Raw genomic sequence first — 22,854 nt, 5'->3', positions numbered from 1 at the left:
TTCGACCTGAGCGGCGTTAGGAGCTATCGATGAACACCTACCCCACCTGGCTGGCCATTCTCTCGCGCAGCGCCGCTGCACTGCTTGGCGGCTACGCCTTCACCTATGCCGCCACGGCCTGCCTGGCACGGTTGCTACCGCTGGCGCCGGGCGATGCGGTAATCGTCGCCACGCTGGCGTCGTTCATGTTCTACACCGCTGCGATCCTGTGGGCCTTCGCCAGCCGCGACGCCCTGCATGCCTGGGCGCCGCTGGGGCTGGCCGCGCCTCTGGCGCTGGTGGGCTTCTGGCCCCAGGCGATGGAGTGGCTGGCATGAAGAACAGCTTCACCCAATCCATGTCCTGGCTGCACACCTGGGCCGGGCTGGTCTTCGGCTGGTTGCTGTTCGCCATTTTCCTCACCGGCACCTTGGCGGTGTTCGACAAGGAGCTCAACCACTGGATGCAGCCGGAGATCGCTGCCAGTGAGGTGTCCCAGGCCGATGCCGCCGAGCGGGCCATTGCCTACCTGCAGGCCCATCAGCCGAAGGCCGACAACTGGGGGATCAGCCTGCCGACCGAGCGCTCGCCGGGCCTGCGTGTGTCCACCGGCGACCGGCGCCATGGTGTCGGCGTGCAACTGGACCCGCAGACAGGCGAGCCGATCAACGTGCGTGACAGCGTCGGCGGCAACTTCTTCTTCCGCTTTCACTTCACGCTGGATTTGCCGCGCAACTGGGGCATCTTCGTGGTCGGTGCGCTGGCCCTGGTGATGCTGGCGGCGTTGGTCACTGGCATCGTCATCCACAAGAAGCTCTTCAAGGAGTTCTTCACCTTCCGCCCGAACAAGGGACAACGGTCCTGGCTGGATTTCCACAACGCCAGTGCGGTGCTGTTGCTGCCGTTCCACCTGATGATCACCTACACCGGGTTGGTGATCTTCATGCTGATCTACATCCCGGCCGGGATCGATGCCTTGTTCGAAGGCGACCCTCGTGCCTACTTCCAGGCCCAGGGCAGCGGCCGCCAGGAGGCGCCGCAGCGCGCGGCCAGGCAGCCGGCAGAGCTGGTCGAGATCGCCCCGTTGCTGGCCCAGGCCCAGGCGCGTTTGGGGCCGATCGGGGGGCTGAACATCCGCCATCCGAACACCACCGGTGCTCGGATCGAGATCCGTCCCGAGCTTGGCAACCGCATTGCCCTGACCAAGGGCCAGGCCATGGTTTTCGACGGGGTGAGCGGCCAACTGCTCAGCGATGTCCCTGAGCTGCGTCCGGCGCCTTTGACCCAGCGGGTAATGATCGGCCTGCACTTTGCCCAGTTCGGCGGCTACCCCATGCGCTGGTTGTACTTCGTTTGTGGCCTGGTCAGTTGCGCGATGATTGCCAGCGGCCTGGTGCTGTTTTGCATCAAGCGTGGGCGCAAATACACCAATGCGACGGCCGAGGCCTCAGCGCGCCGGTGGTATCGGCTGGCCGAGGTGTGCAATGCCGGGTTCATCAGCGGCTTGTTGCTAGCCTGCGCCGGTTTGTTGTGGGCCAGTCGCCTGTTGCCGGTCGAACTGCCCCAGCGCGAAGCCTGGGAGGTGCGGGTGTTCTTTGCCGGCTGGTTGCTGGCCCTGCTGCATGCTGGCTTGCGCCCGGCCAAGCGCGCCTGGGTCGAGCAGTTGAGCGCGGCGGCGCTGTTGTGCATGGGGCTCGGTGTGCTGGGGGCATCTGCCGGCACGGCGGATCATCTGCGGCTGGGCGTGGAGGTGACCGGCATGGTGCTGGGCGTGGGACTGGGCCTGGTGGCCTTGCGTGTTGCGCGGGCCACGCCGGCACCGGTCAAGGCGAAGGCAGGGCGGGCCATGGAGGCCGAGGGATGATGAGCATGATTCTCGGCGCGATGCTGTTCGCCTACGCGGGCATGACAGGCCTGTGCCAGGGGCTGGAGCGACATTACAAGCAGGTATGGGGGCGCACGTGTCCCCGCGTGCTGCGCCTGGGCTTGCGAGGGGGCGGTTGGGCAGGGTTGTCAGCCAGCCTGTTGTTGTGCGCACAGACATGGGGATGGGCCATGGGGCCGGTGGCTTGGTTCGGGATGATCTCCCTGGCGGCGGTGTTGCTGGTGATGCTGCTGCCTTACTGGCCACGCATGTCGGTCTGTCTGGTGGGGCTGCTGCCGCTGTGGGGGCTGGGGCAGGCATTTGTCTGATAGGCTAGCTGGCCCACCTCATGTCGAGAGCCCTTGGTGAAAGCCGCGCGCCTGACCCTCATCTGCCATGCCCTGACCTCAGCCCAGAAGGTCGGGTGTTTCCCCAGCCCTGACGAGCACATTTTGCCGGTAGCTCAATGGCCCTCGCTTCCAGCCTGCACCGGCTTTCTGAGTGCGCCGGAGCGCCGGGCGCAAGAAACCTGTGCAGGCCTGGGGGCGCGCCCGATGGTCGAGCCCGTCCTGGCGGACTGCGACATGGGGGCCTGGCAAGGCGTGGCGCTCAAGGCATTGCAGGCCGAGCAGCCGCAGGCGCTGGCTCAATGGCTGCAAGACCCCCATTGCGCGCCCCCTGGCGGTGAGTCCGTCGCGCATCTGTGCCAGCGCGTCGCGAGCTGGCTGGAGGCGTTCGATACGCCGGGAGAGTGGCTGGCGGTGACGCATCCGCTGGTGATGCGGGCAGCGATGGTGCATGTGCTTGGCTGTCCGCTGGCGGCCTTTGCGCTTATCGACGTGCCAGCGCTTTCACGCATGCACTTGAGCCGGGCGGGGAAGTGGCGGTTGCGTTTGGGTTGAACGCTTGCCAGTGCCTACGAATATCGCCGGTGTCTGAGGATCCTGCGAAACGGGCGCGACGCGCGCCCATCCTTTCAAAACGCGAGCTTGTAGCCGATCAGCAGCAGCATCCCCGCCAGGCACGGGCGTAGCAAACGGTCGGAAATACGCCCGGTGAGATGGCTGCCCAGGTAGATGCCTGGCAGCGAGCCGAGCAGCAGGTAGCCCAGCAGCGACCAGTCCATATTGCCCATGCCCGCATGGCCAAGGCCGGCCACCAGCGTGAGCGGTACGGCATGGGCGATCTCGGTGCCCACCAGGCGGCGAGTGACCAGGAAGGGATATAGCAGGAACAGCGCCACGGTACCCAGGGCGCCGGCGCCGATGGACGTCAGGGTGACCATCACGCCCAGCACCACGCCCGTGAGCACGGTAAGGGTATTGAGGCTGCGGTCGCTGAGGTGGTAGTGATCGCCCGCGTGGCGGCTGGCGAAGGCCTGCAGGCGTGATTTGAACAGGATGGCCAGGGCGGTGAGGATCAACACCACGGCCAGGCCTTGCTTGATCACCGCGTTGAGCGCGGAGGTGTCGGCATGCAAGGTGTGGAGGAACCACAGCGTCAACGCCGCCGCGGGCACGCTGCCCAGGCTCAGCAGGCCGGTGATCTTCCAGTCGACGTTCTTGTTGCGCGCATGGACCCAGACGCCACTGGCCTTGGTGATCGCCGCATACAACAGGTCAGTGCCGACGGCAGTGGCAGGGCTTATGCCGAACCAGAGCAGGATGGGGGTCATCAGCGAGCCACCGCCGACGCCGGTCATGCCGACGATGAAACCTACAACCAGCCCCGCGATGGTGAAACCGAAAGAACCTACATCCATACGCTACTCGACGCCCAAGCTTGCCCGTGATCGGATGGCTGCCAGCATAAAGGTTTTTTTATAACCGAATAGACTTGTTCGTTATTAGGTTATAACCGGGCGTCTTTTGCTTCGTCCGGACGGATGAACCGGGGGGCCGTTCATCGGTCGGTCATGACCACCATCACCTGTGCATCCCCACCGTCTTCGCTTTCAGACAGATAAATGTGCCCGACCTGGCTGTCGAAATAGGCGGTTTCCTGCGGGCCTATGCTCACCGCTTCACCCGTTTCGAACAGAATGCGCACTCGACCGCGCAGCACCAGGACGAACTCCTGGCCCGGATGGCGGATGAAATCATCGAACTGGCCACGTTCGCGCGCAATGATGCGGGCGTAGGCGGGCGTCATGCGGCGCTCAGGGAAGGCGCCAGCGATGGGATGGTAGTCATAGGTGCCGGTGGAGTAACCGGGGGCCGCGGGCAGCGAGTCGACCACCACGGTCGCCGGCACCGGCGTCTCCACCGGGCCGCTGGCACGAAACAACTGGGCGATATCCAGCTTCAAGGCGCGGGCGGCGGCAGCCAGTTTTTCGTAGCTCACCGAAACCTGCGCCAGTTCCATTTTCGACAAGGTGGAGACCGGTACGCCACTGAGCGCCGACAGTTGTTTGAGTGTCATGTGCTGCGCCTTGCGTACCTGGCGCAGGCGCGCGCCGACCTCGGCGCGATCGAGCAGGGGGAGGGCGCCAGCGCGCTGGGCGGCGGACGTGCGGTCTTCGGGCATCGGGACTCTCGTGTGCGGCTTTGGTCGGCATCTTACCTTGGACGCTTGCGCGAACCGAAATTCTCATATATTAGAATTCTCATAAATGATAATTCGCGCGACAGGAGCGCCCATGGCACAGATCTACGACACCTTGATCATCGGCGCGGGCATTGCCGGTGCCTCCCTGGGCTACCGCCTGGCCGGTCAGGGCCGGGTACTGCTGCTCGAACGGGAAATGCAGCCGGGCTATCACGCCACCGGCCGTTCGGCCGCCATGTTCATGGAGGCCTACGGAACGCCGCAGATCCAGGCCCTGACCCGCGCCAGCCGTGCGTTCTACGAGCATCCGCCGGAAGGCTTCTGCGAGCATCCGCTGCTCGAGCCACGCGGCTGTTTGTATGTCGCCAGTACCGAGCAACGCGAACTGCTCGAGACCACCTACGCACAGAACCTGGCCAACGGGACCGACGTCAGCCTGCTCGACCGTGAGGGCGCCTTGGCCCTGGTGCCGAGCTTGCGCGAGGGCATCCTCGCCGGTGCAGTGCATGAACCCGGTGCCATGGACCTGGACGTGCATGCCTTGCACCAGGGCTTTTTGCGCGGCTATCGCGCTGCCGGGGGCGAGCTGCGTTGCAATGCCGAACTGGCCCGGGCCTATCGCCTCGACGACCTCTGGGAGGTGGAGCTGGCCGATGGCAGCCATCTGCAGGCCCGGCAGTTGGTCAACGCCGCAGGCGCCTGGGCCGATCAAGTGGCCGAGCTGTGTGGCGTGGCCAAGGTTGGTCTGCAGCCGTGCCGGCGCAGTGCCTTTACCTTCCCGGGCCCGGATGGGCAGGACTTCAGTCGTTGGCCAGCGGTGATCGGGGTCGATGAAAGTTTTTACTTCAAGCCTGATGCCGGACAGTTGCTCGGTTCGCCTGCCAACGCCGATCCGGTCGAGCCGCAGGATGCCGCGCCCGAGGAGCTGGACGTGGCCCTGGGCATCTACAACATCGAAGCCATGACCACGTTGCACATCCGACGTCCGAACCACAGCTGGGCGGGGCTGCGTTCGTTCGTCGCCGATGGCGACCTGGTGATCGGTTTCGACCCACGCACGCCCGCGTTCTTCTGGCTGGCGGCGCAAGGCGGCTACGGCATCCAGTCGGCCGCCGGTGCGTCGCGCCTGGCGGCTGACCTGCTGCTGGGCGTGCCCCTGTGCCCAAGCCTAGTGGCGCAGGGCGTTTCACCGGAGCGTTTGTCTCCGGGCCGTTTTTCCACAACCGTGATAGGAGATTCCCATGAGCAATGACATCCAGCGTTTTCCCAGCAGCCTGCCGTTCCCGTTCTCACGCGCGGTGAAGGCCGGCGGCTTTTTGTTCCTGTCCGGGCAGGTGCCGATGAGCGCCAGCGGTGAAGTGGTCCGCGGTGACATCCAGACGCAGACCCGCGCGGTCTGCGAGCGCATCGGCGAAAGCCTGGCCGCCTGTGGCGCACGCTTCGATCAGGTGGTGAAGGCCACGGTATGGCTGTCGGACATGGCTCACTTCGCGGGGTTCAACGAGGTCTACAAAGAAGTCTTCGGCGACGCCTTGCCGGTACGCTCGACCGTGGCCTCGGCCTTGGCGCTGGGGGTGGATGTGGAGATCGAAGTGCAGGCGTTCATCGGCCAGGACTGAGGCGAGCCGGGGCACGACACCCCTTTGTACGACAACAACAATAAAGCCAGAGGTTCACATGCAAGAGCAGCTGAAGATCGCCGGTGCCTTCATCGGCGTGATCGTGGGGGCGGGCTTCGCGTCCGGACGGGAACTGTTGCTGTTCTTCGTCGATTTTGGCATCTGGGGCTTGGTCGGGGCGTTGGTCAGCGCCGCGTTGTTCACCTTCCTGGGCATGGCCCTGGCGGGGCTGGGCAATCGCCAGCAGGCAACGTCCCACAAGGACGTGATACAGGCCATTTGCGGGCGTCACCTGGGGTTGTTCGTCGATTGGCTGATCACCTTTTTCATGTTTGCCGTCACCGTGGTCATGTTGGCTGGTGGTGGCGCCTTGCTCGAGCAGCAGTTCGGCGTGCCGGCCCTGGCGGGCAGTGTGCTGGTGACGGTGCTGGTGGTGGCCATCGTGTGCCTGGATGTGCAGAAGGTGATCGTCGCCATTGGCGCCATCACCCCGCTGTTGATTCTGGTGGCCTCGGCGATTGCCTTGTACGCCGTGCTCTCGCGCGAGCAGAGCTTCGCTGAACTCGACCACTTGGCCAGTCAGCAAGAGGCCGGCACCCGGCACTGGTTGCTGGGGGCATTCCTCTATGTGTCCTACAACATCGTGGCCGGTGCGCCAATCCTGGCCATTCTCGGTGGGTCGGCCAAGGGTGAGAAGACGGCCATCTGGGGCGGTCTTATCGGGGGCGCGGCGCTCGGGGGGCTGATGTTGGTGATGAGTGCAGGGCTGCTGTCGCGCCTGGATAGCGTGGCCGAACTGCCCATGCCGATGTTGTCGATCGCCAATGAAGTTTCGCCGCTGCTGGGGATGGTGATGTGCCTGATCATCTTCGGAATGATCGTCAACACGGCCGTGGGGACGTTGTTTTCCTTCCTGTCGCGACTGTTGCCAGCCGGGACGACGACGTTTCGCTGGGGGGCGGTATTGACCGGGGTGGCTGCGTTCGTGTGCAGCCTGGTTGGGTTCATCAGCTTGGTGGGCGAGGTGTATCCCTTCTTCGGTTACCTGGGCTTCGTGCTGATGGCCGCGGTGCTATTGGGCTGGGTGCGTCGGGGCAAGGTGCGCAAGGTGGCGCTGGCCTGACGAGGGGCTGCTGCGCAGCCAAAACCCATTCCCACAGGTTTTGCGCAGAATCGGTAGGAGCAGGCGAGGCCGCGCCGGCTCCCACGGGTACTGCGCCGAGCCTGAGAACGGCGCGATACCTGTGGGAGCGGGTCTACCCGCGAAGGACCCGCCTCAGATCCTGAAGCTGCCCACCAGTTGCTTCAACCGCCCCGCCTGCTGGCTCAGGGCATCGCAATGGCGCAGGGTTTCGTTGAGGTTCTCTACCCCTTGCTGGTTGAGGCTGTTGATCTGGGTGATGTCCAGGTTCAGGCTCTCGACCACTGCGCTCTGCTCCTCGGTGGCGGTGGCCACCGACTGGTTCATGCCGTCGATCTCGCCGATGCGCTGGGTCACGCTGGCCAGGCGTTCACCCGCCTGGTTGGCCACCTGCACGGTCTGTTCGCTGGACACCTGGCTTTCGTTCATGGTGTACACCGCCTCGCGCGAGCCCACCTGCAGGCTGGTGATCATGCGGTGAATCTCTTCGGCCGACTCCTGGGTGCGGTGGGCCAGGTTGCGCACTTCATCGGCCACCACGGCGAAACCGCGCCCGGCCTCGCCAGCGCGAGCAGCCTCGATGGCGGCGTTGAGTGCCAGCAGGTTGGTCTGCTGGGAAATGCCCTTGATCACGTCGAGGATCTTGCCGATCTCGTCGGTGCTCGCGTTGAGCGTCTCGATCTGCTCGCACGACTCGCTGATCTTCTGCGAAAGCGCGGTCATGGCGTTGATCGCATCGTCCACCACCTGACGCCCGTCGTTGGCCTGCTCGCTGGCGCCGCTGGCGTGTTGCGAGGCGTCGGCGGCATTGCGGGCGATTTCCTGGGTGGCTGCGCCCAGCTGGTTGATCGCCGCGGCGACGCTGTTGGTGCGCATGCTCTGCTCCTCGGAGCCGATGATCGAAGCATTGGAGGCGTGAACCACCTTCTCCGACAGGTCATGCACCAGGCGGGTGGCCGAGGACACCTCGCTGATCGAGGCGTGGATGCGCTCGACGAAGCGGTTGAACGACGTGGCCAGCTCGCCGAACTCGTCCTTGTGCTGCACCGCCAGGCGGCGGGTCAGGTCGCCTTCGCCTTCGGCGATGTCCTGCATGGCGCGGCCCATGGTGGTCAGCGGACGCATGAGCACCGGGATGAGCAGGCCCAGCAGGCCGGCGATGGCAGCCACGGCGATGAGCATGGCGATGATCGCCGAGGTACGGAACTGGCTCAGTGCGGCGTAGGCTTTGTCTTTGTCGATGGACAGACCGATGTACCACTGCGCCGAAGGCAGGCCTTCGACCGGAGCGAAGGAGATGATTCGATCCTGGCCGTTGAGGGTGACGTCCTGCATGCCTGGCTCGACCTTCAAGGCGGCATCGGGGTAGATGTCCTTGAGGTTCTTCATCAACTGATCCTTGTCGGGGCTGACGATGACCTGGCCGTTGCGATCGGCGAGGAAGGCGTGGCCGATGCCGCCGAAGTCCACGGCGTTGATGATGTCCACCAGGGTGTTGAGGCTCAGGTCACCGCCGACCACACCCAGCAGCTCGCCGGTGCTCTTGGCCTTGACCGGCATCGCGATGGTGACCACCAGACCACCGACGGACGCCTGGTAGGGCGGGGTCAGCATGGTCTGGTTGGCGGCCACCGCGGCGCTATACCAAGGCCGTTGGCGCGGGTCGTAGCCATCAGGCATCTTGGCGTCCGGACGCTGGGTGAACACGCCATTGTTCTGACCGAAGTAGGTGAACTGGAAGTTATTGGTGTAGGAAGGCTGGTCGACCAGGCCGGGCAGTGTTTCGCCGGCGCCCTGCTGGGCGATGTCCTGGGCGAGGTTCTCAAGTACCAGGATGCGTCCGGACATCCAGTTCTGCACGCTGCTGGCAGTCTGCGCGCCGGCCTGGCGAACAGACGACTCGATGTTCTGGCGGATGATGTTGCGTTGCAGGTAGTCGTTGTAGAGGGTGAACAGGGCAAATGCCAGGACGACCACGGCGCAGGCGCTGAGCAGGATCTTGTGGCGGAATTTCAGGTTCATGTTTCGAGACCTTGGACCAATGAAGGGAGGACGCCGCACGCTTTTGGCGCGATGGGCGGTACCTGTCACCTCGGTATCGGCCGGTTCCTACAAAAATTGATGAACCATACGTCGTAGAGCCGACGAATCGCGCAGAACATGGCCGCACTCAGCGTGTCGCCAATAGCTCCACCAGAATGCGCGCCGCCTGGCCTAGGGGCTGTTGCTTGAGCCAGAACACCCGCACTGGCAGTTCCAGGGCGTTCTGGGTGTTGCGAAAATCCAGGCGCACCAACCGGCCGGCTGCGAACAGCGGGGCGGCGCGGGCCAATGGAAAGTCCCCCCAGCCAAGGCCGGCTTCGACGATCTGCATGGCCAGGTCGAGGCTGTTACAGCGCCAATGGGTTGCACTGATCAGCGAGCGCGGGTCGGACAACGGCAGATCGCGGCTGCACACCAGTATCTGGCGCACATCGAACAGGTCCTCCAGATTGTGGATGCGCCCACTGCGCAACGCCGGATGGTGCGGGGCCAAGGAGGCGACCAAAGGCTCCACCGCAACGTGCTGGAAGCTGCGGCGAGGGTCGACCTGCAATCCGGCGAAGGCCATGCACAGGCTGACCCGGCCGCTATCGAGCAGGTGCAACGCTTCTTCTTGGGGAGCGGCAAGCAGTTCGATGTCCAGCAGGGGATAGCGCTCGCTCAAGGTGGCGATGGCGGTGAGCAATCGGCGCTGGTCGATGTTCGGCACCACGGCGATGGCCAGGCGGCTTTCCAGCCCTTGGGACAATTCCAGCGCATGGGCTTGCAACAACCCCAACTGCTCGGCGATCAACCGCGCATGGGGCTCCAGGGCACGGGCCTGCGCGGTGGGACGTGCTTCGCGGGCACCCCGCTCGAACAAGGGGTAGCCCAGCTCCGCCTCAAGATTGCCGATGGCCATGCTCACCGCCGATGGGACGCGCTGCAAAGCTCGCGCGGCGGCCGAGAAGGAGCCGCGATCGAGCACGGCGAGAAACAGCTGGATGTTGTCGCTGGAAAAATTCATAGGCAGCCTCCTGTCAGTAAATCTGAAAGCTGCCGACTTCTACTGTCAAGTCGATTGATTCATCCTTTGGCCACTTCGTGATTCACCAGGGGTAGAAAACCGTGCAAGGATTCAAACGAAAACTGGTCTATGTGACCTTCTATGAACTGATCGGCCTGTGCATGTCGACCCTGGGGCTGGCCTATCTTTCCGGTACCCAGGCCAGCCACACCGGGCCGTTGGCGGTGATGATCACCACCATCGCGATGATCTGGAACCTGATTTTCAATACCCTGTTCGAGTGGTGGGAAAGCCGCCAGGCCAAACGCGGCCGCAGTGTGGCACGGCGCATCGCCCATGCCGTCGGTTTCCAGTTGACGCTGATCGTGTACCTGATCCCGCTCATCGCTTGGTGGCTGGACATGACTTTGCTCGAGGCCTTCTTGGTGGACCTGGCCTTCATCATCCTCATCCCGTGCTACACCTTTGCCTACAACTGGGCCTTCGATCGGGTATTCGGGTTACCGACCTCGGCGATGGCGACTGCTTGAGCGAGCGATTGCGTCAGGGCGGCAATCGAATCAGCAGGGGCTCCTGCTCTTGCACCGGCGCTTGCTGCAGTTGTTGTTCTTGCGGCTTCGGGGCGCTGGCCAGCAGGCTGTCCTCGACTTGGCCGGACAGGTAGTACACGCCCGACATCGCACCACTCTGGCGATTCTCCATCAAATCGTGCCATTCCTCGTTCAGCGCCACATTCAATATCACCCGCAGTTGTTCGACCATCTGCGGGTGCTCCTGGTCGTGGGTGACCATGCCGTAGCCGGCCGCCGCCAGGGAAATCAAGGTCCCGGCTGCCTTGCCCACGGCCGCGGCGACGGCACTGGCGATACCTCGTGGCGCCAGGGTGGCGCCGAGTTTCTCGCTGGCCCGGTTGGCCACCGAAGACAACCCGGCCTCGGTTTGCCCAGGCGCTTTGGCCGCTTGTTGGTGCAAGTGCTGGCGCAGCGCCTGCCAGGCAGGTTGCTGAGCCAAGGATTGGGCCCTGAGCAATTGATAGAGGGTGGCATCGCGGGCAGCCGGTGGTCCCAGGGCGATGATCTTGATGCGGTTAAGCCGCTGGCTGACCTGGTCGGGCGGCGCGTTGTAGCGCTGGATGATGGTCGGCAGTTGCTGGCCGAACAGCTGCAGGTACAACTCGCTGGCGCGGTCGCGGATCCCCTCGGGGTTGATCTGTTCGGCGACCGGTTCTATCACCCGCTTGTGGTATTGCTCCTGCAGGTACATCGCCAGGCGCCGTTCGGGCGGCTCGGCACCCTTGCCGCTGTTCATCTTGTACCAGGCGACTTTGAGCGTCAGCCATTGCTGCGTCCAGTAGCCGGTGAACCAAGGGATGAAATCGCTTTCGGTGCGTCGTTGCACTTGGTCTTTCCAGACCCGCATCGAACGCCTTGCATAGTCATTTGCCGAGCCGGTAGCGGCCACCGAGGCTTCGATCAGTTCCTGGTCGATCCGTTGCCACAGGGCCGGCGTCATGGTCACAGGCGGTGGCGGGGCAGGGGGGCGCTTGACCGCGCACCCGGCGAAGGTCAGCAGTAGGCACGACAGCAGGAGCAGGGTACGCGTGTTCACGCGGCTGGCCTTCCTGGGGCAAAGGCGGGTTTGTTACCGAAGTATAGGCAGGGGCAACCAGGGGCCGCTGTGCAGTCCATCGTGCAGCCCTGCAATGATGGGAGCGGGTCTACCCGCGAGGCGGCCTCTACCGCATCCGCGGGTGAGCCCGCTCCCACAGCGATCGCCACTCGCGCTGTACGAGCGGCCGGGAGAAGAAGGGCTGGTGTCAGGTTGGGGCGCCCAGGTCAAGCTTGGCTTCCAGATGGTCCAGGTGTTCATTCATCAGGGCCAGGGCGGCATCGATATCGCCGTTTTCCACGGCATCGATGATCGCGGCGTGCTCCTGCCAGGCGCAGTGCTCGCAGCAGGGCGACTCATAGCGGGCGATGATCAGCGAGGTCATGGGCACCAGGCCGTTGAGAAAGCGCGCCAGCGGTGCGTTGGCGGCCATTTGCGCAAGCTTGAGGTGGAATTCGCCGCCCAGGCGGATCGCCGTGCAGCGCTCGCCGCGTTCATGGTGCAGGCGCTCGCGCTCGACCAGTTGACGTAATTGGCGGATCTGCGTGGGCCGGGCGCGTTGGGTGGCCAGGCTGATCAGCGTGGTTTCGGCCAGACGCCGGGCGCTGAGGACCTGGCGCGCCTGCTGGGGATCGGGGGTGGCTAGGTGGGCGGTATGGCTGGGGCGCTGCACCACCACCTGCTGGTCGGACAGGCGCCCGAGCACCCGGCGGATCACCGTGCGGCTAACGCCGAAGGCATTGCCCAGCGCCTGCTCGGGGAGGGCGCTGCCGGGCGGCAGGCGCTGCTCGAGGATGGCATCGAACAGACGTGGATAGATCTGCTCGGCCGAAAGACGGGTTTCTCCGTTGGCGAGCAGGGCTGGCAGGCGAGGGGCGGCGTGGGCGCAGGCAGTCATGGTCGCTCCTTGGGTCATTGACCCGGGTGTTCGTCGGGAATGTTCAGCTCGATGCCCATGCGCTGGCCTTCTTCGAGGATATGCCGGCGCATCTGGGCACTGGCCTGGGCGCTGTTCTTGTCACGGATGGCGCGTACCACCGCTTCATTTTCAGTCAGTCGTGCGGCCAGGTGCTCCGGAGAGTTGCGCAGCATTTCTGTGCTCTGCTTGAGCGCATTGCCGGTCTGCTGCACCACGCTCTGGAAGATCGGGTTGGTAGTCAGGCCGAACAACGCCTCGTGGAAGGCGATGTAGGCGTTGACACCGGCTTCGCTGTCGCCGGCTTCCAATGCCTCGCGCATATCCATCAGGGTCAGGCGCAGTTGGCCGATGTCCTGGCTGTTGGCTGACTGGGCGACCAGACCGACGATGAACGGCTCGAGGGTGTAGCGCAGCTCCAGCACATCGGCCAGGCTTGCGGCTGCCACGGTATCGCTGGCCGGCTCTTGCCCGGCGGCCTCGGCATCGAGTACGAGCACGCCTTTGCCTGGCATCGAGCGCACCAGGCCAAGGGTTTCCAGCACAGTCACGGCTTCGCGCAGGCTGGGACGGCTGATGCCCAGCTGTTCGGCCAGCTCGCGCTGGCCGGGTAACATTTCGCCAGTGCGCCACTGACCGCTGGCCAGGGCCTGGCGGAGTTTCTCCACCACTGAGTTGACGACGGTTGATGAGCTGATCACGGTTCGCTCCCTAGTTGCATCATGTCTCCTGGCGGCCGGCTCAGTGCCGGCCGCTGCGGTTTTCAAAATTCCTGCTGGTGTGCATGAGGGGGTTGCTTGCGCGGGGTCGGGGCGAAGCCCGGCTTACCGGCCAGCACGTTGTTGGCACGCTCCAGGTCGATGTCTCGCTCCCAGCGGGCGATGGCCACGGTAGCGACGCAGTTGCCGATCAGGTTGGTCAATGCCCGGCCAATGCCCATGAACCAGTCCACCGCCAGCACCAGCACCAAGCCCACCACAGGAATGGCCGGTACCGCGGTGAGGGTGGCTGCGAGGATCACCAAGGCTGAGCCTGGGATGCCGTGTGCGCCTTTTGACGTCACCAGCGATACCAGCAGAATGGTCAGCAGGTCGGTCATGGCCAGCGGCGTGCCCGTGGCGTTGGCGATGAACACGATTGCCAGGGTCAGGTAGATGGAAAAACCATCGAGGTTGAAGGAATACCCGGTAGGGATCACCAGACCCACAGTGGAGCTGCCGATACCCAAGTGTTCGAGCTTGCGCATGATCTGTGGCAGCACGGCGTCGGAGGAGGCGGTGCCCAGCACGATGGTCAGCTCTTCACGCAGGTATTTGATGAACGGCAGCAGCTTCAGGCCCGACAGGCGCATTACGGTGCCGAGGATGATCAGCACGAAGCCCGCACAGGTGAGGTAGAACAGCGCGACCAGGCCGCCCAAGTGCTGCAGCGACTCCAGACCGTACTTGCTGGTGGTGAAGGCGATGGCGCCGAACACGCCCAGCGGTGCCAGGCGCACGATCATGCCCATGATGCGGAACACCACATGGCTGAGTTCGTTGATCAGCCGCGATATGCCGGAGGCGGATTCGCCCACCAGATTCAGTGCGCTGCCGAACAGTACCGAGAACAGCAAGACTTGAAGGATGTTGTTGTCCGCGAAGGCGCCGATCACCGAGGTCGGGATCAAATCCATGAAGAAGGCCGTGGCGCCGTGGATGTGCTGGCTGCGTTCGGCCAGGCTGGCGGCGTCGGCGCTGGACAACTGTTCAAGATGGATGTTGGCGCCGCTGCCGATACCGCTGGTGAAGGCGAACACCAACCCGATCACCAAGGCGATGGTGGTGAGCACTTCGAAGTAGATCACTGACTTCAAGCCAATGCGCCCGACCTTCTTGAGATCGCCCGCGCCGGAGATGCCGCTGACCACCACGCAGAAGACGATCAGACCGATGAGCATCTTGATCAGTTTGATGAAGCCGTCACCCAAGGGTTTTAGCTGCAGGGACACTTCGGGGAAGCTGAGGCCACAAGCGATGCCAAGGGCGAGGCCTAGCACGACTTGGAGGAAGATCGAACGCGAGCACCATTTGAGCATGGGAGGGATCTCTGATCGGTGTCCTTGCTTCGGTGCCGGCGACGGCGAAAGAGCGCAGGACTTAATTATTGTGGTCTTACCGGTATGGTCAGTGCGGGATCATAAAACCGCGAAAAAAGCCCTTTTGCAAGGTTTTTTGGCCTTACCGGTCTGACCAGTTGGCGCTTTTCGGCGCCCATAGCTCTAACTCGGGGTTTGAAGGGCTGGGGTGGAGTGCGCCGGCACTCCACCGGTGTCGTCAGGCCAAATACGTCTTGGCCAGGGTCTCGGTAAGTTGGCGAATCAATGCCGTGTCGGCATCCCTGCGCGTTTGCAGCAGCAGTTGGGCTGCGCGGTTATAAAGGGCGCCTTCGTCGCGATAGCGGCTGGAAACCAAGTCGATACGTTGCACCGCGCCGTTTTGCCGCCAGGCAATGTCCGGGCGTTCACGCTCCAGCGCATCGATGAAGCTCGGGGGTACCTGGGGACCTGTGTAGGTGCTGACTTCGCCTGGTTCGCTGAGCGTGTCGAAATAGGCGCTGGCACCATCCCATTCGTTGGCCAGATGTTCGAATACCTGGTGGCGCAAGCGCTTGATCCAGTCTCGCCAGAACGGTTGCTCGTCGGCCCATTGGACCAGTCGAGGAATATCCGCTTGGGTCGTGATCATCTGAGCGAGTTGGTCCAGCGTGGCCGGGCTCAGCTGTGCAAGGTAGTCGAAACTGATCTCGCCGGGTTGTAGAGGGAGTTCCAGGCGCTCGCGCAATCGCATCCTGGCATGCAGTGCCATTTCCAGTTCGTCGAGTAGAAAGGTGGGTTCGCGCAATTGCGTGTCACTGATATCGTCTACAGCGTGCAGGGGCGTCTCGTCGGCGGAGCGTCCCGCAATGAGCGCCTTGCGCCTGGCAACCCGTGCGTCATAGAGATCACTGATGCGCTCGTCCAGCAGCTGTTGGCGCAGCAGTGAGCGGCAAATGGAAATGGCCACCTTGTCGCTGGCATCCCCTGGGGCGGCGTTGAGCGACTGCTGCCATACCAGGACCTGCGTCTCGACTTGCTGGAACAGCAGACTGGCCTGGTCGACGCAGCCGTGAGCGGCTTCGTTGATCAGGTCGATGATGCGTTCATGGACTTGGGCCTGGCCCCAGAGATTGTCGCCTTCGCGTGCAGATAGCCGCTCGACGATGACGTGCATGCGTCGACGCATGGCGTTCGGGCTGGCTTGATAGTCCCGGGTGTCTTCGACACGTCGAAAGAGCTCATACAGCGGTCGCCACTCAGGCTCCTGCAATGTGGCCGCGACATGATCGCCGACGGCTTGCGGCACTGCGGCAAGCCAATCCAAATGATCGACCCGCGCAGCGGTTGGCAGGCCGGCATCGTTGAGTCGTTGCAGGGCCTGCTCACTGAAGGGATTGTTCTGGAAGGCATGGTACATCTCGGCTTCACCTGCCCTGACCGCAGTAGCGAATGCGCTATCGCGAAGATCAGGTGCGTCGTGCAACTGATTGTTGCTCAGGTCCACGGCGCGCAGGGTCAACGGTCGCTGCCCGAGCAACGCTTCGATGCCGGCTGGCCATTCAGCAATGCCGGTCTGCTCCAGGTCCAACCGTTCCAGATGCGTCCAGCCGGTGATGTCTGGCGCAAGATCCAAGGGATTTTCCTGCAGGAACAAGATGCGCAACCGGCTCAACTGCGCCAAGGCTGCACGACTTGCGTTATCCAGGGTGATGTCGTTGTGGCCAAGGCTCAGTTCGACCAGTGCGGGCCAGCGTTGCAGTGCCTGGAAGTGCTCGGCGCCGAGGAACAGCTCGTTCATTTCGGCCTGCAGCCCCATCAGGTTGGGCAGTTGCGCAAGCTGCTCCAGCGCGGCTACCGGTAGGTCTCCAATAGCGCTGCTCAAGTTCAGGGCGCGAAGCTTGGTCAGTCGGCCCAGGATGGACAGATTGGCGTCAATGGACAGGTCGAGGTTGTTCTCCGAAAGGTCCAGCAACTGGACGTCCGTCAGCCCGCCCAATTGCTCTGGCAGCGTGTACAAACCGTTTTCGCTGAGCTCCAGTTCGCGAACCTGGGGAAAGGCGGCAAGGAATGCGCCCAGGCTGTCGGTACCGCCCCGCCACAAGCCGGTTACGTTCAGCTGGCGAACCTGTGGCAGTTGTACCGGCAGGGATGGCAAGGCGCCCAGGTACTCTGCATCGATGCTCAGGATGACCTCGTCGAGGCTCCCATTGGCGTCGTTGTTTTCTCGTCGCCACGCCCGGCGGATGCGTTCGGCCGTGGCTTGGCGCGCAGTCCTGCGTTCCTGGGCTTCATCGGCGGCGATGCCGTCGGTGTCATGAACCCAGCCTTGCAAGGTGCTATCCAGTTGTCGGTATTGGTCACGCAGATTCTGCATCAGACGGTTGAAGGCGATGGGGTCGTGACCGGTCTGTTCACGCAGCCGGGCGCGTAGTGTTTCCCGATCATTGTCCAGGTTGGAAGGGAACAATTGATCGAACTGCTCATCAGCGGTCAACCAGCCCCGGCCACGACCACTCAAGGCATAGCCAAGGCGAGGGCTGCCCGGCAGTCGTGTGGGCAGGCGGTACCAGGGGCGGACAGGCTGCATGCCAAGGTCACGGGCGGCCTGCTCCCGGTCTGCGGTCGCCAGATCGAAAAGTCGGTCGCGCAAAGTCTCCGACTCATGGATCTGCAGGCCCAGATTGTCGCGTTCGCTGTCGGGGAGGGCCTGGAGGATCGCTCGGAACAGGTTGTCTCGGTTGGCCAGGCTCTGGCCGTCCTTGTCGAACGGCTCATAGCCATCGGCGCGGCGTACGAGGATCTTGAGTGGAGCTTGTGCTGCACCTGCCGTCTCCAGCAGTGAACCACCCAGACGACCTTCGCGCAGCTCGAGATGTACTTGGCCAGACCATCCGCAAAGCCGTTGCAGCGCACCGAACACCAATGCATCGCGATCTTCGAGGCTGTCGCTGGCCTGATGAAAGGCCACCAGCGCGCGGTTGATGCGTGAGGCCCGCAGGTAAAGGCGAGCGGTTTCGGACACATTGAGCGGTATCCGGCCAGTGCGCTGCATCTGGCTCAAGTCACGGGGCCGGGCTTGGGCCAGAATTTCCCGACGCAGTGTTGGGCTCAGTGAAGGAAAGTCCTGGGCGAGGAGCGCATCCTCCTGGGTAAAGACAGCTGGTCTCGGCTCGATAGCGGCGCCGAAGGCTTCCAGACTCTCCAGCAGCAACGCAGGCAGCGGGCGGTGCTCGACCAAGGTCTGGCGTAAGTCGGCCGTTTCATAGCCACTGCAGCGTAGGGCCTTTCGGAGTGTCGAGGTGTCCAGGCTGTCGATGGGCGGGCCGAGTCGGCGCAACAGTGTGTCGTCGTCCCAAGCCAAAGGTCGCTCGTGGTCCAGCAGCCAGGTCCCTTCGCCATTGCCCAGCAGTGAAGGTTGATGGCGATGTCCCTTGGCTGCGCACAGTCGCCAACCGCCCTCTGGAGTGGCCTCGACCGGGTAGTGCCGGCCGTCCAGCGTGATCCAATGACGGCCTTGGAAGAGGTAGGGGTCAAGGTTGGGCGGCAATTGTGGAGGGGAAGTACGTGCAAACGGCTCCAGATTGCCATGCCAAAGACGTTGCTGATCGCCATGGCCGATGCGGGACCAAGCGTGCAGGGTGCCTTCGGGCTCGATGAACTGCCCGGCAGCGCCAAGCGCCGCTACCTGAAGAAGGTTCTCCACGACCGAGAACAGATGACCGATGGCCGCATCGGCATCTGACTCGTTTGCCGCATGTACGCCTTCGAGAAACTCATCGACCAGTTGCGCGCCGCCAATCACTAGCATGACCTCGGCGAGCCCGGGAACAAAAAAACCGGCCATGTTCAGTACCGACAAACCGACCCCTAGCCAGCCTTCGATGCGGGCCAGTTGGGCTGCGGCGTCTCGCTGGGCGACCGGCACGGCGATGTCGGCGGCGTTGCGTAGCATGAGCTCGACCCGGGTCCGTGCGCGGGCGCTGAAACATTCGTCAGGCCATTGCTTGAACGCAAGCGGCAAGCGGGCGTTCTTGTCTAATGTCGGCTGCCATAGGTCGCGCGGAGCGGGGAACAGGCGCTTGAGCCAGTTGAAGGAGTGACCCTCTTCAAGTACCGGCGTGACCGTTTGCAGATCTTTGTAGGGATATCGCGGAAACAAGGTCTGGCGTAGTTGGGTCGCCAATCCAGGTTGCTCGGCATGGGCGACATAACGCATGAAGAAGCGCCGCTCGTTGTCTTTGCGCAGCAGTCGAGTCAGCGCCTTGCCTGCTGCTCGCAGCGAGCCATATTGACGCAGTGGCTGGCGTGGGTGGCCAGGCAAATACAATAGACACGGTTCTACACCCGCGATGGGCTGCTGGCGGATCAGTAAGGGGCCATACAAAGGCGTCCCGCACAGCTCCAGGTACCCGCACTCCAGTGGCCAGGGTTTGCCATCGCTGTGAAGCAGGAACGATTCGCCGGCCAGCGCGGCATCTGCCAGCATCCGGCCTCGGCTATCGAGATGCTTTTGCAGCTCGGCCATTGTCGTATCGGCTTCGAAGGCTGTGCGATCCTGCTGAAGTACCAGGCTGCGAAACACTGGGGTATCGACATGTTCGGCCAGATGATTGCGGTAGCGTTGTCCCAGGTCCAGGTTCCGGGCGCCTTTCACGAACAATGTGCTGTCCACGGCCATCGGGCCGGGGGCGTTCTTGGAAAGATACAGCGTCACTGATGTGTCGCTGTCGAAGTTCTGCAGGGCCGCTTCGAGCCACGACATGTCGCGCTTTTCGGCGTTGTTCCAGAGCCACCCTTGGTCAGGCGCGGGCAGCTCTCGGTCGGGGTACCAGTGGGACATGGCATCGTCGAGCAACGGACGGCAGAAGTCGTCGATGGGCTGCACCTGTTTCAGTGCCCGATCCAGCGCGCGGGTGGCCTGATGGCTCTGGCGTATCTGTTGTTCAAGTCGTTGGCGTTGGGCTGGGGTAGCTGATTTCAGCCAGCCTGGCAGGCGGGCGTCTATGAAGCTGAAGTGCGATAGGCTCATGGCGGTACCTCTGATATCAGAAGCGGCGAGCCTAGGGCGATGCGAGGAAGCGCAAGGGTTAGATAAGTACCGCGGACCGGTCGTGCCCGGAAAGAAAAACGGCACCTCGAGAGGTGCCGTTGGTGCAGAGGGCGAACTACTTGTGCAGTTCTTCTGCCGCGTAAAGCGTGTTTTCCAGCAGGCAGGCACGAGTCATCGGGCCTACGCCGCCCGGTACAGGCGTGATCCAGCCGGCGCGGGGCAGGGCGGTCTCGAAGACCACGTCGCCCACCAGCTTGCCATCTTCCTGGCGGTTGATGCCGACGTCGATGACGATCGCACCTTCCTTGATCCATTCGCCCTTGACCAGGCCCGGTTTGCCGGCGGCGACTACCACCAGGTCAGCACGGCCTACGTGGCCAGGCAGATCTTGGGTGAAGCGGTGGCAGACGGTGACGGTGCAGCCGGCCAGCAGCAACTCCATGGCCATCGGGCGACCGACGATATTGGAGGCGCCGACGATTACAGCGTTCATGCCGTACAGGTCCTGACCGGTGCTTTGCAGCAGGGTCATGATGCCTTTTGGCGTGCAGGGGCGCAGAAGCGGAATGCGCTGGGCCAGGCGGCCGATGTTGTAGGGGTGGAAACCGTCGACGTCTTTATCTGGGCGGATGCGTTCGAGCAGCAGCGAGGCATCCAGATGCTCCGGAAGTGGCAATTGCAGGAGAATGCCGTCGACGGCCGGATCGTCGTTGAGGCGGTCGATCAGGTCGGTCAGGGCTTGCTGCGAAGTCTCGCTGGGCAGGTCGAAAGCCTGGGAAATGAAGCCGACCTCTTCGCAGTCCTTGCGCTTGTGCGAAACATAGACTTGGGAAGCAGGGTCGGTACCGACCAGGATCACCGCCAGGCCTGGGGTACGCAGGCCCTGCTGGCGACGCTCCACGACACGTTGAGCGATCTGCTGGCGCAGGTTGGCGGCGATCGCCTTGCCATCGATTAGGTGTGCAGTCATAGACGCGTGATTAACCATCGAGAAGGGAACATAAAAGAGGGCGCATTCTCGCACGACACGGCCCGAGGGCAAAGGCGGGTGGTCGGCCAAATCCCCTAACCCCTTAAATAAACTAAATTTTTTTGAAAAAAGTGTTGACGACCTTCCGGCTCGTCTATAACATTCGTCGCACTTGTCGGGCAGAGCCTAGCACTGGTTAGCAAGGTCAGGCAGAATGAGCGGATTTGCTAGCTTGTTCGGTACGGCTGAAAGTTGATTTGCAATCGTAACAGAAAGCAGATTGAATATGCGCCCGTAGCTCAGCTGGATAGAGCATCCGCCTTCTAAGCGGATGGTCGCAGGTTCGAGTCCTGCCGGGTGCGCCATTAGGCAGCTTTGGCACAGCAAGTGATGTTTTGACGCAATACCGCAATATGGTGGGCGTAGCTCAGTTGGTAGAGCGCTGGATTGTGATTCCAGTTGTCGTGGGTTCGATTCCCATCGTCCACCCCATATTCTCGAAGGCGCCTTGATTGTATAATCTGGCGCCTTTGCTTTAAGTGCTCCACGCGGACGTGGTGAAATTGGTAGACACACTGGATTTAGGTTCCAGCGGCGCAAGCTGTAAGAGTTCGAGTCTCTTCGTCCGCACCATCTAAAGGCCTGATTTCAAAGGGTTCTCCCCAAGCCAGCCATCAAACTGGGAGCGCGCTGGGAACACTTTGGGAATCAAGGCACGAAAAAAGGCAGCCATTTGGCTGCCTTTGTCGTGTCTGGAGGTTGGCTTTACAGCTTGAGCGCATGTTCGAGCATGCCGATCATGTCCGGCCCATCTTGGTGAATCCACTTTCCGTAATGCTTCCAGATCATGGCAGTGGATGTGTGCCCCATCTGATCAGCGATCCAGTCGAGTGGTACCACGCCTGCACTGAGCGTCTGGCTGGCGAACGTGTGCCGACAGTTGTTGGGACCCCGATACCGAACCCCGACCTTATCCAGATGACCGCGCCACCACGTTTTTACCAGAACGTCAGAGCTGCTCCAGGCTGCGTCGGTGGTTGTCTTGTGGAAGACAAAGCGCAGCTTCTGCCGCTTGACCGTCCGGTTGTCACGGTCAGTGACGTCAACGTCTACCGGTGAGCGGCCCCTTGTGAATCGCACCTGCGCTTTGAGCGCCTCCAAAGCGGGCTTCAGCAAGCGCACCTCTCGCGTCGATCGACGGGTCTTGGTGACTCGGTAATTGCTGCGCACCTGTGACCGGCGGAACTTCACTGTTCCGGCCTCAAGGTCTACGTCCTCCCAGGCCAACGACATCGCTTCGGACACGCGGCACCCGGTCCAGATCATGAATTTGATGAGGTTGATCTCCTGCAGGAAGTCCAGGTCCTCCGTGAGGATGAGATCGATCTCGCTTCGTTCAAACGGGTCAGGGTCATCGGCATCAGGTAGGCGCACGGTGATGCCCTCAGTGGGGTCGTGAGCCGTCTTGTTGCGGGTGCGGTACAGAGTGAAGATCTGCCGCATGATGCTGAGGATCTCGCGCACCGTCTTGTTGTGCAGCTTAGGCATCAACGTTTTTTGGACCCAGGTCTGTAGGTCGAGGTGGTCAATCTGATCGGCCTGGCGATGGCCCCACATCGGCCGGACATGGTTCTCGACCTTGCTGACGTATGCCAGAAAGCCAGAGGTGGCCATCTCATTGCGTTTGATGTCGGTCCACAGATCGATGTAATGCCCAAAGGTGTTGCTCTTGACCCTGGGCGAGTCAGGAAAGTGCCGCGCATAGCTGAAGGTGCCGGCCTGAATCTCGTAGTTGATGATTCCGACCAGGCGCTCGGCATTGGCCACGCTGGCGGGGGAGGCGTCGCCTGGGATTGACTCCCGGCATAGTTCGCCCTGGTAACGGAAGTACACGCGGACACGATTTCCGCGCACTTCGACTCCATCTGCCATTGCAATTCACTCAGAAACGAAGAAACGGCCCAGTGTATGGGCCGTTGTAAGACATTGGCTTGTCACCGGATCTAGAAGATCAGGGCCTTAGTTCTACCTGGC

Annotated in this window: 19 protein-coding genes and 3 tRNA genes; 11 read left to right on the top strand and 11 right to left on the bottom strand. The window is 62.8% G+C overall.

All coding sequences use genetic code 11. The annotated features are described in order from the left end of the window. Positions 1-29: 29 nt before the first annotated feature. The 4 genes from AB1N67_RS16310 to AB1N67_RS16295 are packed head-to-tail and all read left to right on the top strand — an operon-like array spanning position 30 to position 2,745. Positions 30-317 (top strand): hypothetical protein, encoded by a 288-nt coding sequence (locus AB1N67_RS16310; RefSeq protein WP_043215894.1) that lies wholly within the window; start codon positions 30-32, stop codon positions 315-317. Then, complete coding sequence (locus tag AB1N67_RS16305; RefSeq protein WP_367863229.1) at positions 314-1,843, top strand: PepSY-associated TM helix domain-containing protein; 1,530 nt, start codon at positions 314-316, stop codon at positions 1,841-1,843. The genes AB1N67_RS16310 and AB1N67_RS16305 overlap by 4 nt, the downstream gene beginning before the upstream one ends. Continuing rightward, positions 1,840-2,172 carry a DUF3325 domain-containing protein gene (locus AB1N67_RS16300; protein ID WP_043215896.1) on the top strand — a complete coding sequence of 111 codons (333 nt, stop codon included), beginning with the start codon at positions 1,840-1,842 and terminating at the stop codon, positions 2,170-2,172. The genes AB1N67_RS16305 and AB1N67_RS16300 overlap by 4 nt, the downstream gene beginning before the upstream one ends. Positions 2,173-2,208: 36 nt before the next feature. Further along, positions 2,209-2,745 (top strand): histidine phosphatase family protein, encoded by a 537-nt coding sequence (locus AB1N67_RS16295; protein WP_367863228.1) that lies wholly within the window; start codon positions 2,209-2,211, stop codon positions 2,743-2,745. Positions 2,746-2,819: 74 nt separating this feature from the next. Here AB1N67_RS16295 and AB1N67_RS16290 read toward each other — a convergent pair whose 3' ends face one another. Together AB1N67_RS16290 and AB1N67_RS16285 are read right to left on the bottom strand one after the other, a co-directional pair. Next, positions 2,820-3,605, bottom strand: coding sequence for a sulfite exporter TauE/SafE family protein (locus tag AB1N67_RS16290; protein WP_043215886.1), 786 nt, complete (start codon positions 3,603-3,605; stop codon positions 2,820-2,822). Positions 3,606-3,745: 140 nt separating this feature from the next. Then, on the bottom strand, positions 3,746-4,369 hold the full coding sequence (locus AB1N67_RS16285) for a helix-turn-helix domain-containing protein (RefSeq protein WP_090344011.1): 624 nt from the start codon (positions 4,367-4,369) through the stop codon (positions 3,746-3,748). A 112-nt stretch (positions 4,370-4,481) separates the two neighbouring features. On the opposite strand from AB1N67_RS16285, the gene AB1N67_RS16280 reads away from it, so the two are divergent. From AB1N67_RS16280 to AB1N67_RS16270, 3 genes are read left to right on the top strand one after another with little or no spacing between them, the layout of a single operon-like run. Beyond that, positions 4,482-5,642 (top strand): FAD-binding oxidoreductase, encoded by a 1,161-nt coding sequence (locus AB1N67_RS16280; RefSeq protein WP_289717626.1) that lies wholly within the window; start codon positions 4,482-4,484, stop codon positions 5,640-5,642. Then, positions 5,632-6,009: a RidA family protein gene (locus tag AB1N67_RS16275; protein ID WP_043215883.1), complete on the top strand. Its 378-nt coding sequence runs from the start codon at positions 5,632-5,634 to the stop codon at positions 6,007-6,009. The genes AB1N67_RS16280 and AB1N67_RS16275 overlap by 11 nt, the downstream gene beginning before the upstream one ends. A 58-nt stretch (positions 6,010-6,067) precedes the next feature. Then, positions 6,068-7,132, top strand: coding sequence for a membrane protein (locus AB1N67_RS16270; protein ID WP_043215880.1), 1,065 nt, complete (start codon positions 6,068-6,070; stop codon positions 7,130-7,132). A 153-nt stretch (positions 7,133-7,285) separates the two neighbouring features. Here the strand turns inward: AB1N67_RS16270 and mcpA are convergent, their stop codons facing one another. Together mcpA and AB1N67_RS16260 are read right to left on the bottom strand one after the other, a co-directional pair. Next, positions 7,286-9,172 carry a methyl-accepting chemotaxis protein McpA gene (gene mcpA / locus AB1N67_RS16265; protein ID WP_182815879.1) on the bottom strand — a complete coding sequence of 629 codons (1,887 nt, stop codon included), beginning with the start codon at positions 9,170-9,172 and terminating at the stop codon, positions 7,286-7,288. A 148-nt stretch (positions 9,173-9,320) separates the two neighbouring features. Beyond that, complete coding sequence (locus AB1N67_RS16260; RefSeq protein WP_043213461.1) at positions 9,321-10,199, bottom strand: LysR family transcriptional regulator; 879 nt, start codon at positions 10,197-10,199, stop codon at positions 9,321-9,323. Between the two features lie 101 nt (positions 10,200-10,300). Here AB1N67_RS16260 and AB1N67_RS16255 point away from each other — a divergent pair, with 101 nt between their 5' ends. Then, entirely contained in the window at positions 10,301-10,729 is a 429-nt protein-coding gene (locus AB1N67_RS16255) for a PACE efflux transporter (RefSeq protein WP_043213463.1), read from the top strand. A 13-nt stretch (positions 10,730-10,742) separates the two neighbouring features. On the opposite strand, the gene AB1N67_RS16250 is transcribed toward AB1N67_RS16255, so the two are convergent. From AB1N67_RS16250 to folD, 6 genes are all read right to left on the bottom strand, one after another. Further along, positions 10,743-11,807: a hypothetical protein gene (locus AB1N67_RS16250; RefSeq protein ID WP_102082778.1), complete on the bottom strand. Its 1,065-nt coding sequence runs from the start codon at positions 11,805-11,807 to the stop codon at positions 10,743-10,745. 208 nt (positions 11,808-12,015) lie between these two features. Beyond that, positions 12,016-12,705, bottom strand: a complete 690-nt coding sequence (locus tag AB1N67_RS16245) for a GntR family transcriptional regulator (protein ID WP_090346903.1) — start codon at positions 12,703-12,705, stop codon at positions 12,016-12,018. A 14-nt stretch (positions 12,706-12,719) separates the two neighbouring features. Continuing rightward, complete coding sequence (locus tag AB1N67_RS16240; protein WP_070573979.1) at positions 12,720-13,424, bottom strand: FadR/GntR family transcriptional regulator; 705 nt, start codon at positions 13,422-13,424, stop codon at positions 12,720-12,722. Between the two features lie 62 nt (positions 13,425-13,486). Further along, on the bottom strand, positions 13,487-14,800 hold the full coding sequence (locus tag AB1N67_RS16235; protein WP_043213472.1) for a C4-dicarboxylate transporter DctA: 1,314 nt from the start codon (positions 14,798-14,800) through the stop codon (positions 13,487-13,489). Between the two features lie 238 nt (positions 14,801-15,038). Next, positions 15,039-19,829, bottom strand: coding sequence for an NEL-type E3 ubiquitin ligase domain-containing protein (locus AB1N67_RS16230; protein ID WP_367863227.1), 4,791 nt, complete (start codon positions 19,827-19,829; stop codon positions 15,039-15,041). Positions 19,830-19,965: 136 nt separating this feature from the next. Continuing rightward, positions 19,966-20,820, bottom strand: a complete 855-nt coding sequence (folD, locus tag AB1N67_RS16225) for a bifunctional methylenetetrahydrofolate dehydrogenase/methenyltetrahydrofolate cyclohydrolase FolD (RefSeq protein ID WP_043213476.1) — start codon at positions 20,818-20,820, stop codon at positions 19,966-19,968. A gap of 288 nt (positions 20,821-21,108) precedes the next feature. Between folD and AB1N67_RS16220 the strand changes: the two genes are divergently transcribed. The 3 genes from AB1N67_RS16220 to AB1N67_RS16210 all read left to right on the top strand — a co-directional run bounded on the left by AB1N67_RS16220 (position 21,109) and on the right by AB1N67_RS16210 (position 21,453). Next, positions 21,109-21,185 (top strand) — tRNA-Arg (locus AB1N67_RS16220). 51 nt (positions 21,186-21,236) lie between these two features. Further along, positions 21,237-21,312 (top strand) — tRNA-His (locus AB1N67_RS16215). A 56-nt stretch (positions 21,313-21,368) separates the two neighbouring features. Further along, positions 21,369-21,453, top strand: a tRNA-Leu gene (locus tag AB1N67_RS16210). 132 nt (positions 21,454-21,585) lie between these two features. On the opposite strand, the gene AB1N67_RS16205 is transcribed toward AB1N67_RS16210, so the two are convergent. Continuing rightward, positions 21,586-22,752: an Arm DNA-binding domain-containing protein gene (locus AB1N67_RS16205; protein ID WP_367863226.1), complete on the bottom strand. Its 1,167-nt coding sequence runs from the start codon at positions 22,750-22,752 to the stop codon at positions 21,586-21,588. Between the last annotated feature and the right edge of the window lie 102 nt (positions 22,753-22,854).

Source organism: Pseudomonas guariconensis, assembly GCF_040822035.1.
Lineage (GTDB): Bacteria > Pseudomonadota > Gammaproteobacteria > Pseudomonadales > Pseudomonadaceae > Aquipseudomonas > Aquipseudomonas guariconensis.
Note: the sequence above shows the minus strand (reverse complement) of the source record. Positions and strands in the feature narration are given on the sequence as shown.

Bases quoted from the DNA above. Each gene is read 5' to 3' on its own strand.
- AB1N67_RS16310 (WP_043215894.1), top strand. From the start codon at position 30: ATGAACACCTACCCCACCTGGCTGGCCATTCTCTCGCGCAGCGCCGCT.
- AB1N67_RS16305 (WP_367863229.1), top strand. From the start codon at position 314: ATGAAGAACAGCTTCACCCAATCCATGTCCTGGCTGCACACCTGGGCC.
- AB1N67_RS16300 (WP_043215896.1), top strand. From the start codon at position 1,840: ATGATGAGCATGATTCTCGGCGCGATGCTGTTCGCCTACGCGGGCATG.
- AB1N67_RS16290 (WP_043215886.1), bottom strand. From the start codon at position 3,605: ATGGATGTAGGTTCTTTCGGTTTCACCATCGCGGGGCTGGTTGTAGGT.
- AB1N67_RS16285 (WP_090344011.1), bottom strand. From the start codon at position 4,369: ATGCCCGAAGACCGCACGTCCGCCGCCCAGCGCGCTGGCGCCCTCCCC.
- AB1N67_RS16280 (WP_289717626.1), top strand. From the start codon at position 4,482: ATGGCACAGATCTACGACACCTTGATCATCGGCGCGGGCATTGCCGGT.
- AB1N67_RS16275 (WP_043215883.1), top strand. From the start codon at position 5,632: ATGAGCAATGACATCCAGCGTTTTCCCAGCAGCCTGCCGTTCCCGTTC.
- AB1N67_RS16270 (WP_043215880.1), top strand. From the start codon at position 6,068: ATGCAAGAGCAGCTGAAGATCGCCGGTGCCTTCATCGGCGTGATCGTG.
- mcpA (WP_182815879.1), bottom strand. From the start codon at position 9,172: ATGAACCTGAAATTCCGCCACAAGATCCTGCTCAGCGCCTGCGCCGTG.
- AB1N67_RS16260 (WP_043213461.1), bottom strand. From the start codon at position 10,199: ATGAATTTTTCCAGCGACAACATCCAGCTGTTTCTCGCCGTGCTCGAT.
- AB1N67_RS16245 (WP_090346903.1), bottom strand. From the start codon at position 12,705: ATGACTGCCTGCGCCCACGCCGCCCCTCGCCTGCCAGCCCTGCTCGCC.
- AB1N67_RS16235 (WP_043213472.1), bottom strand. From the start codon at position 14,800: ATGCTCAAATGGTGCTCGCGTTCGATCTTCCTCCAAGTCGTGCTAGGC.
- AB1N67_RS16230 (WP_367863227.1), bottom strand. From the start codon at position 19,829: ATGAGCCTATCGCACTTCAGCTTCATAGACGCCCGCCTGCCAGGCTGG.
- folD (WP_043213476.1), bottom strand. From the start codon at position 20,820: ATGACTGCACACCTAATCGATGGCAAGGCGATCGCCGCCAACCTGCGC.
- AB1N67_RS16205 (WP_367863226.1), bottom strand. From the start codon at position 22,752: ATGGCAGATGGAGTCGAAGTGCGCGGAAATCGTGTCCGCGTGTACTTC.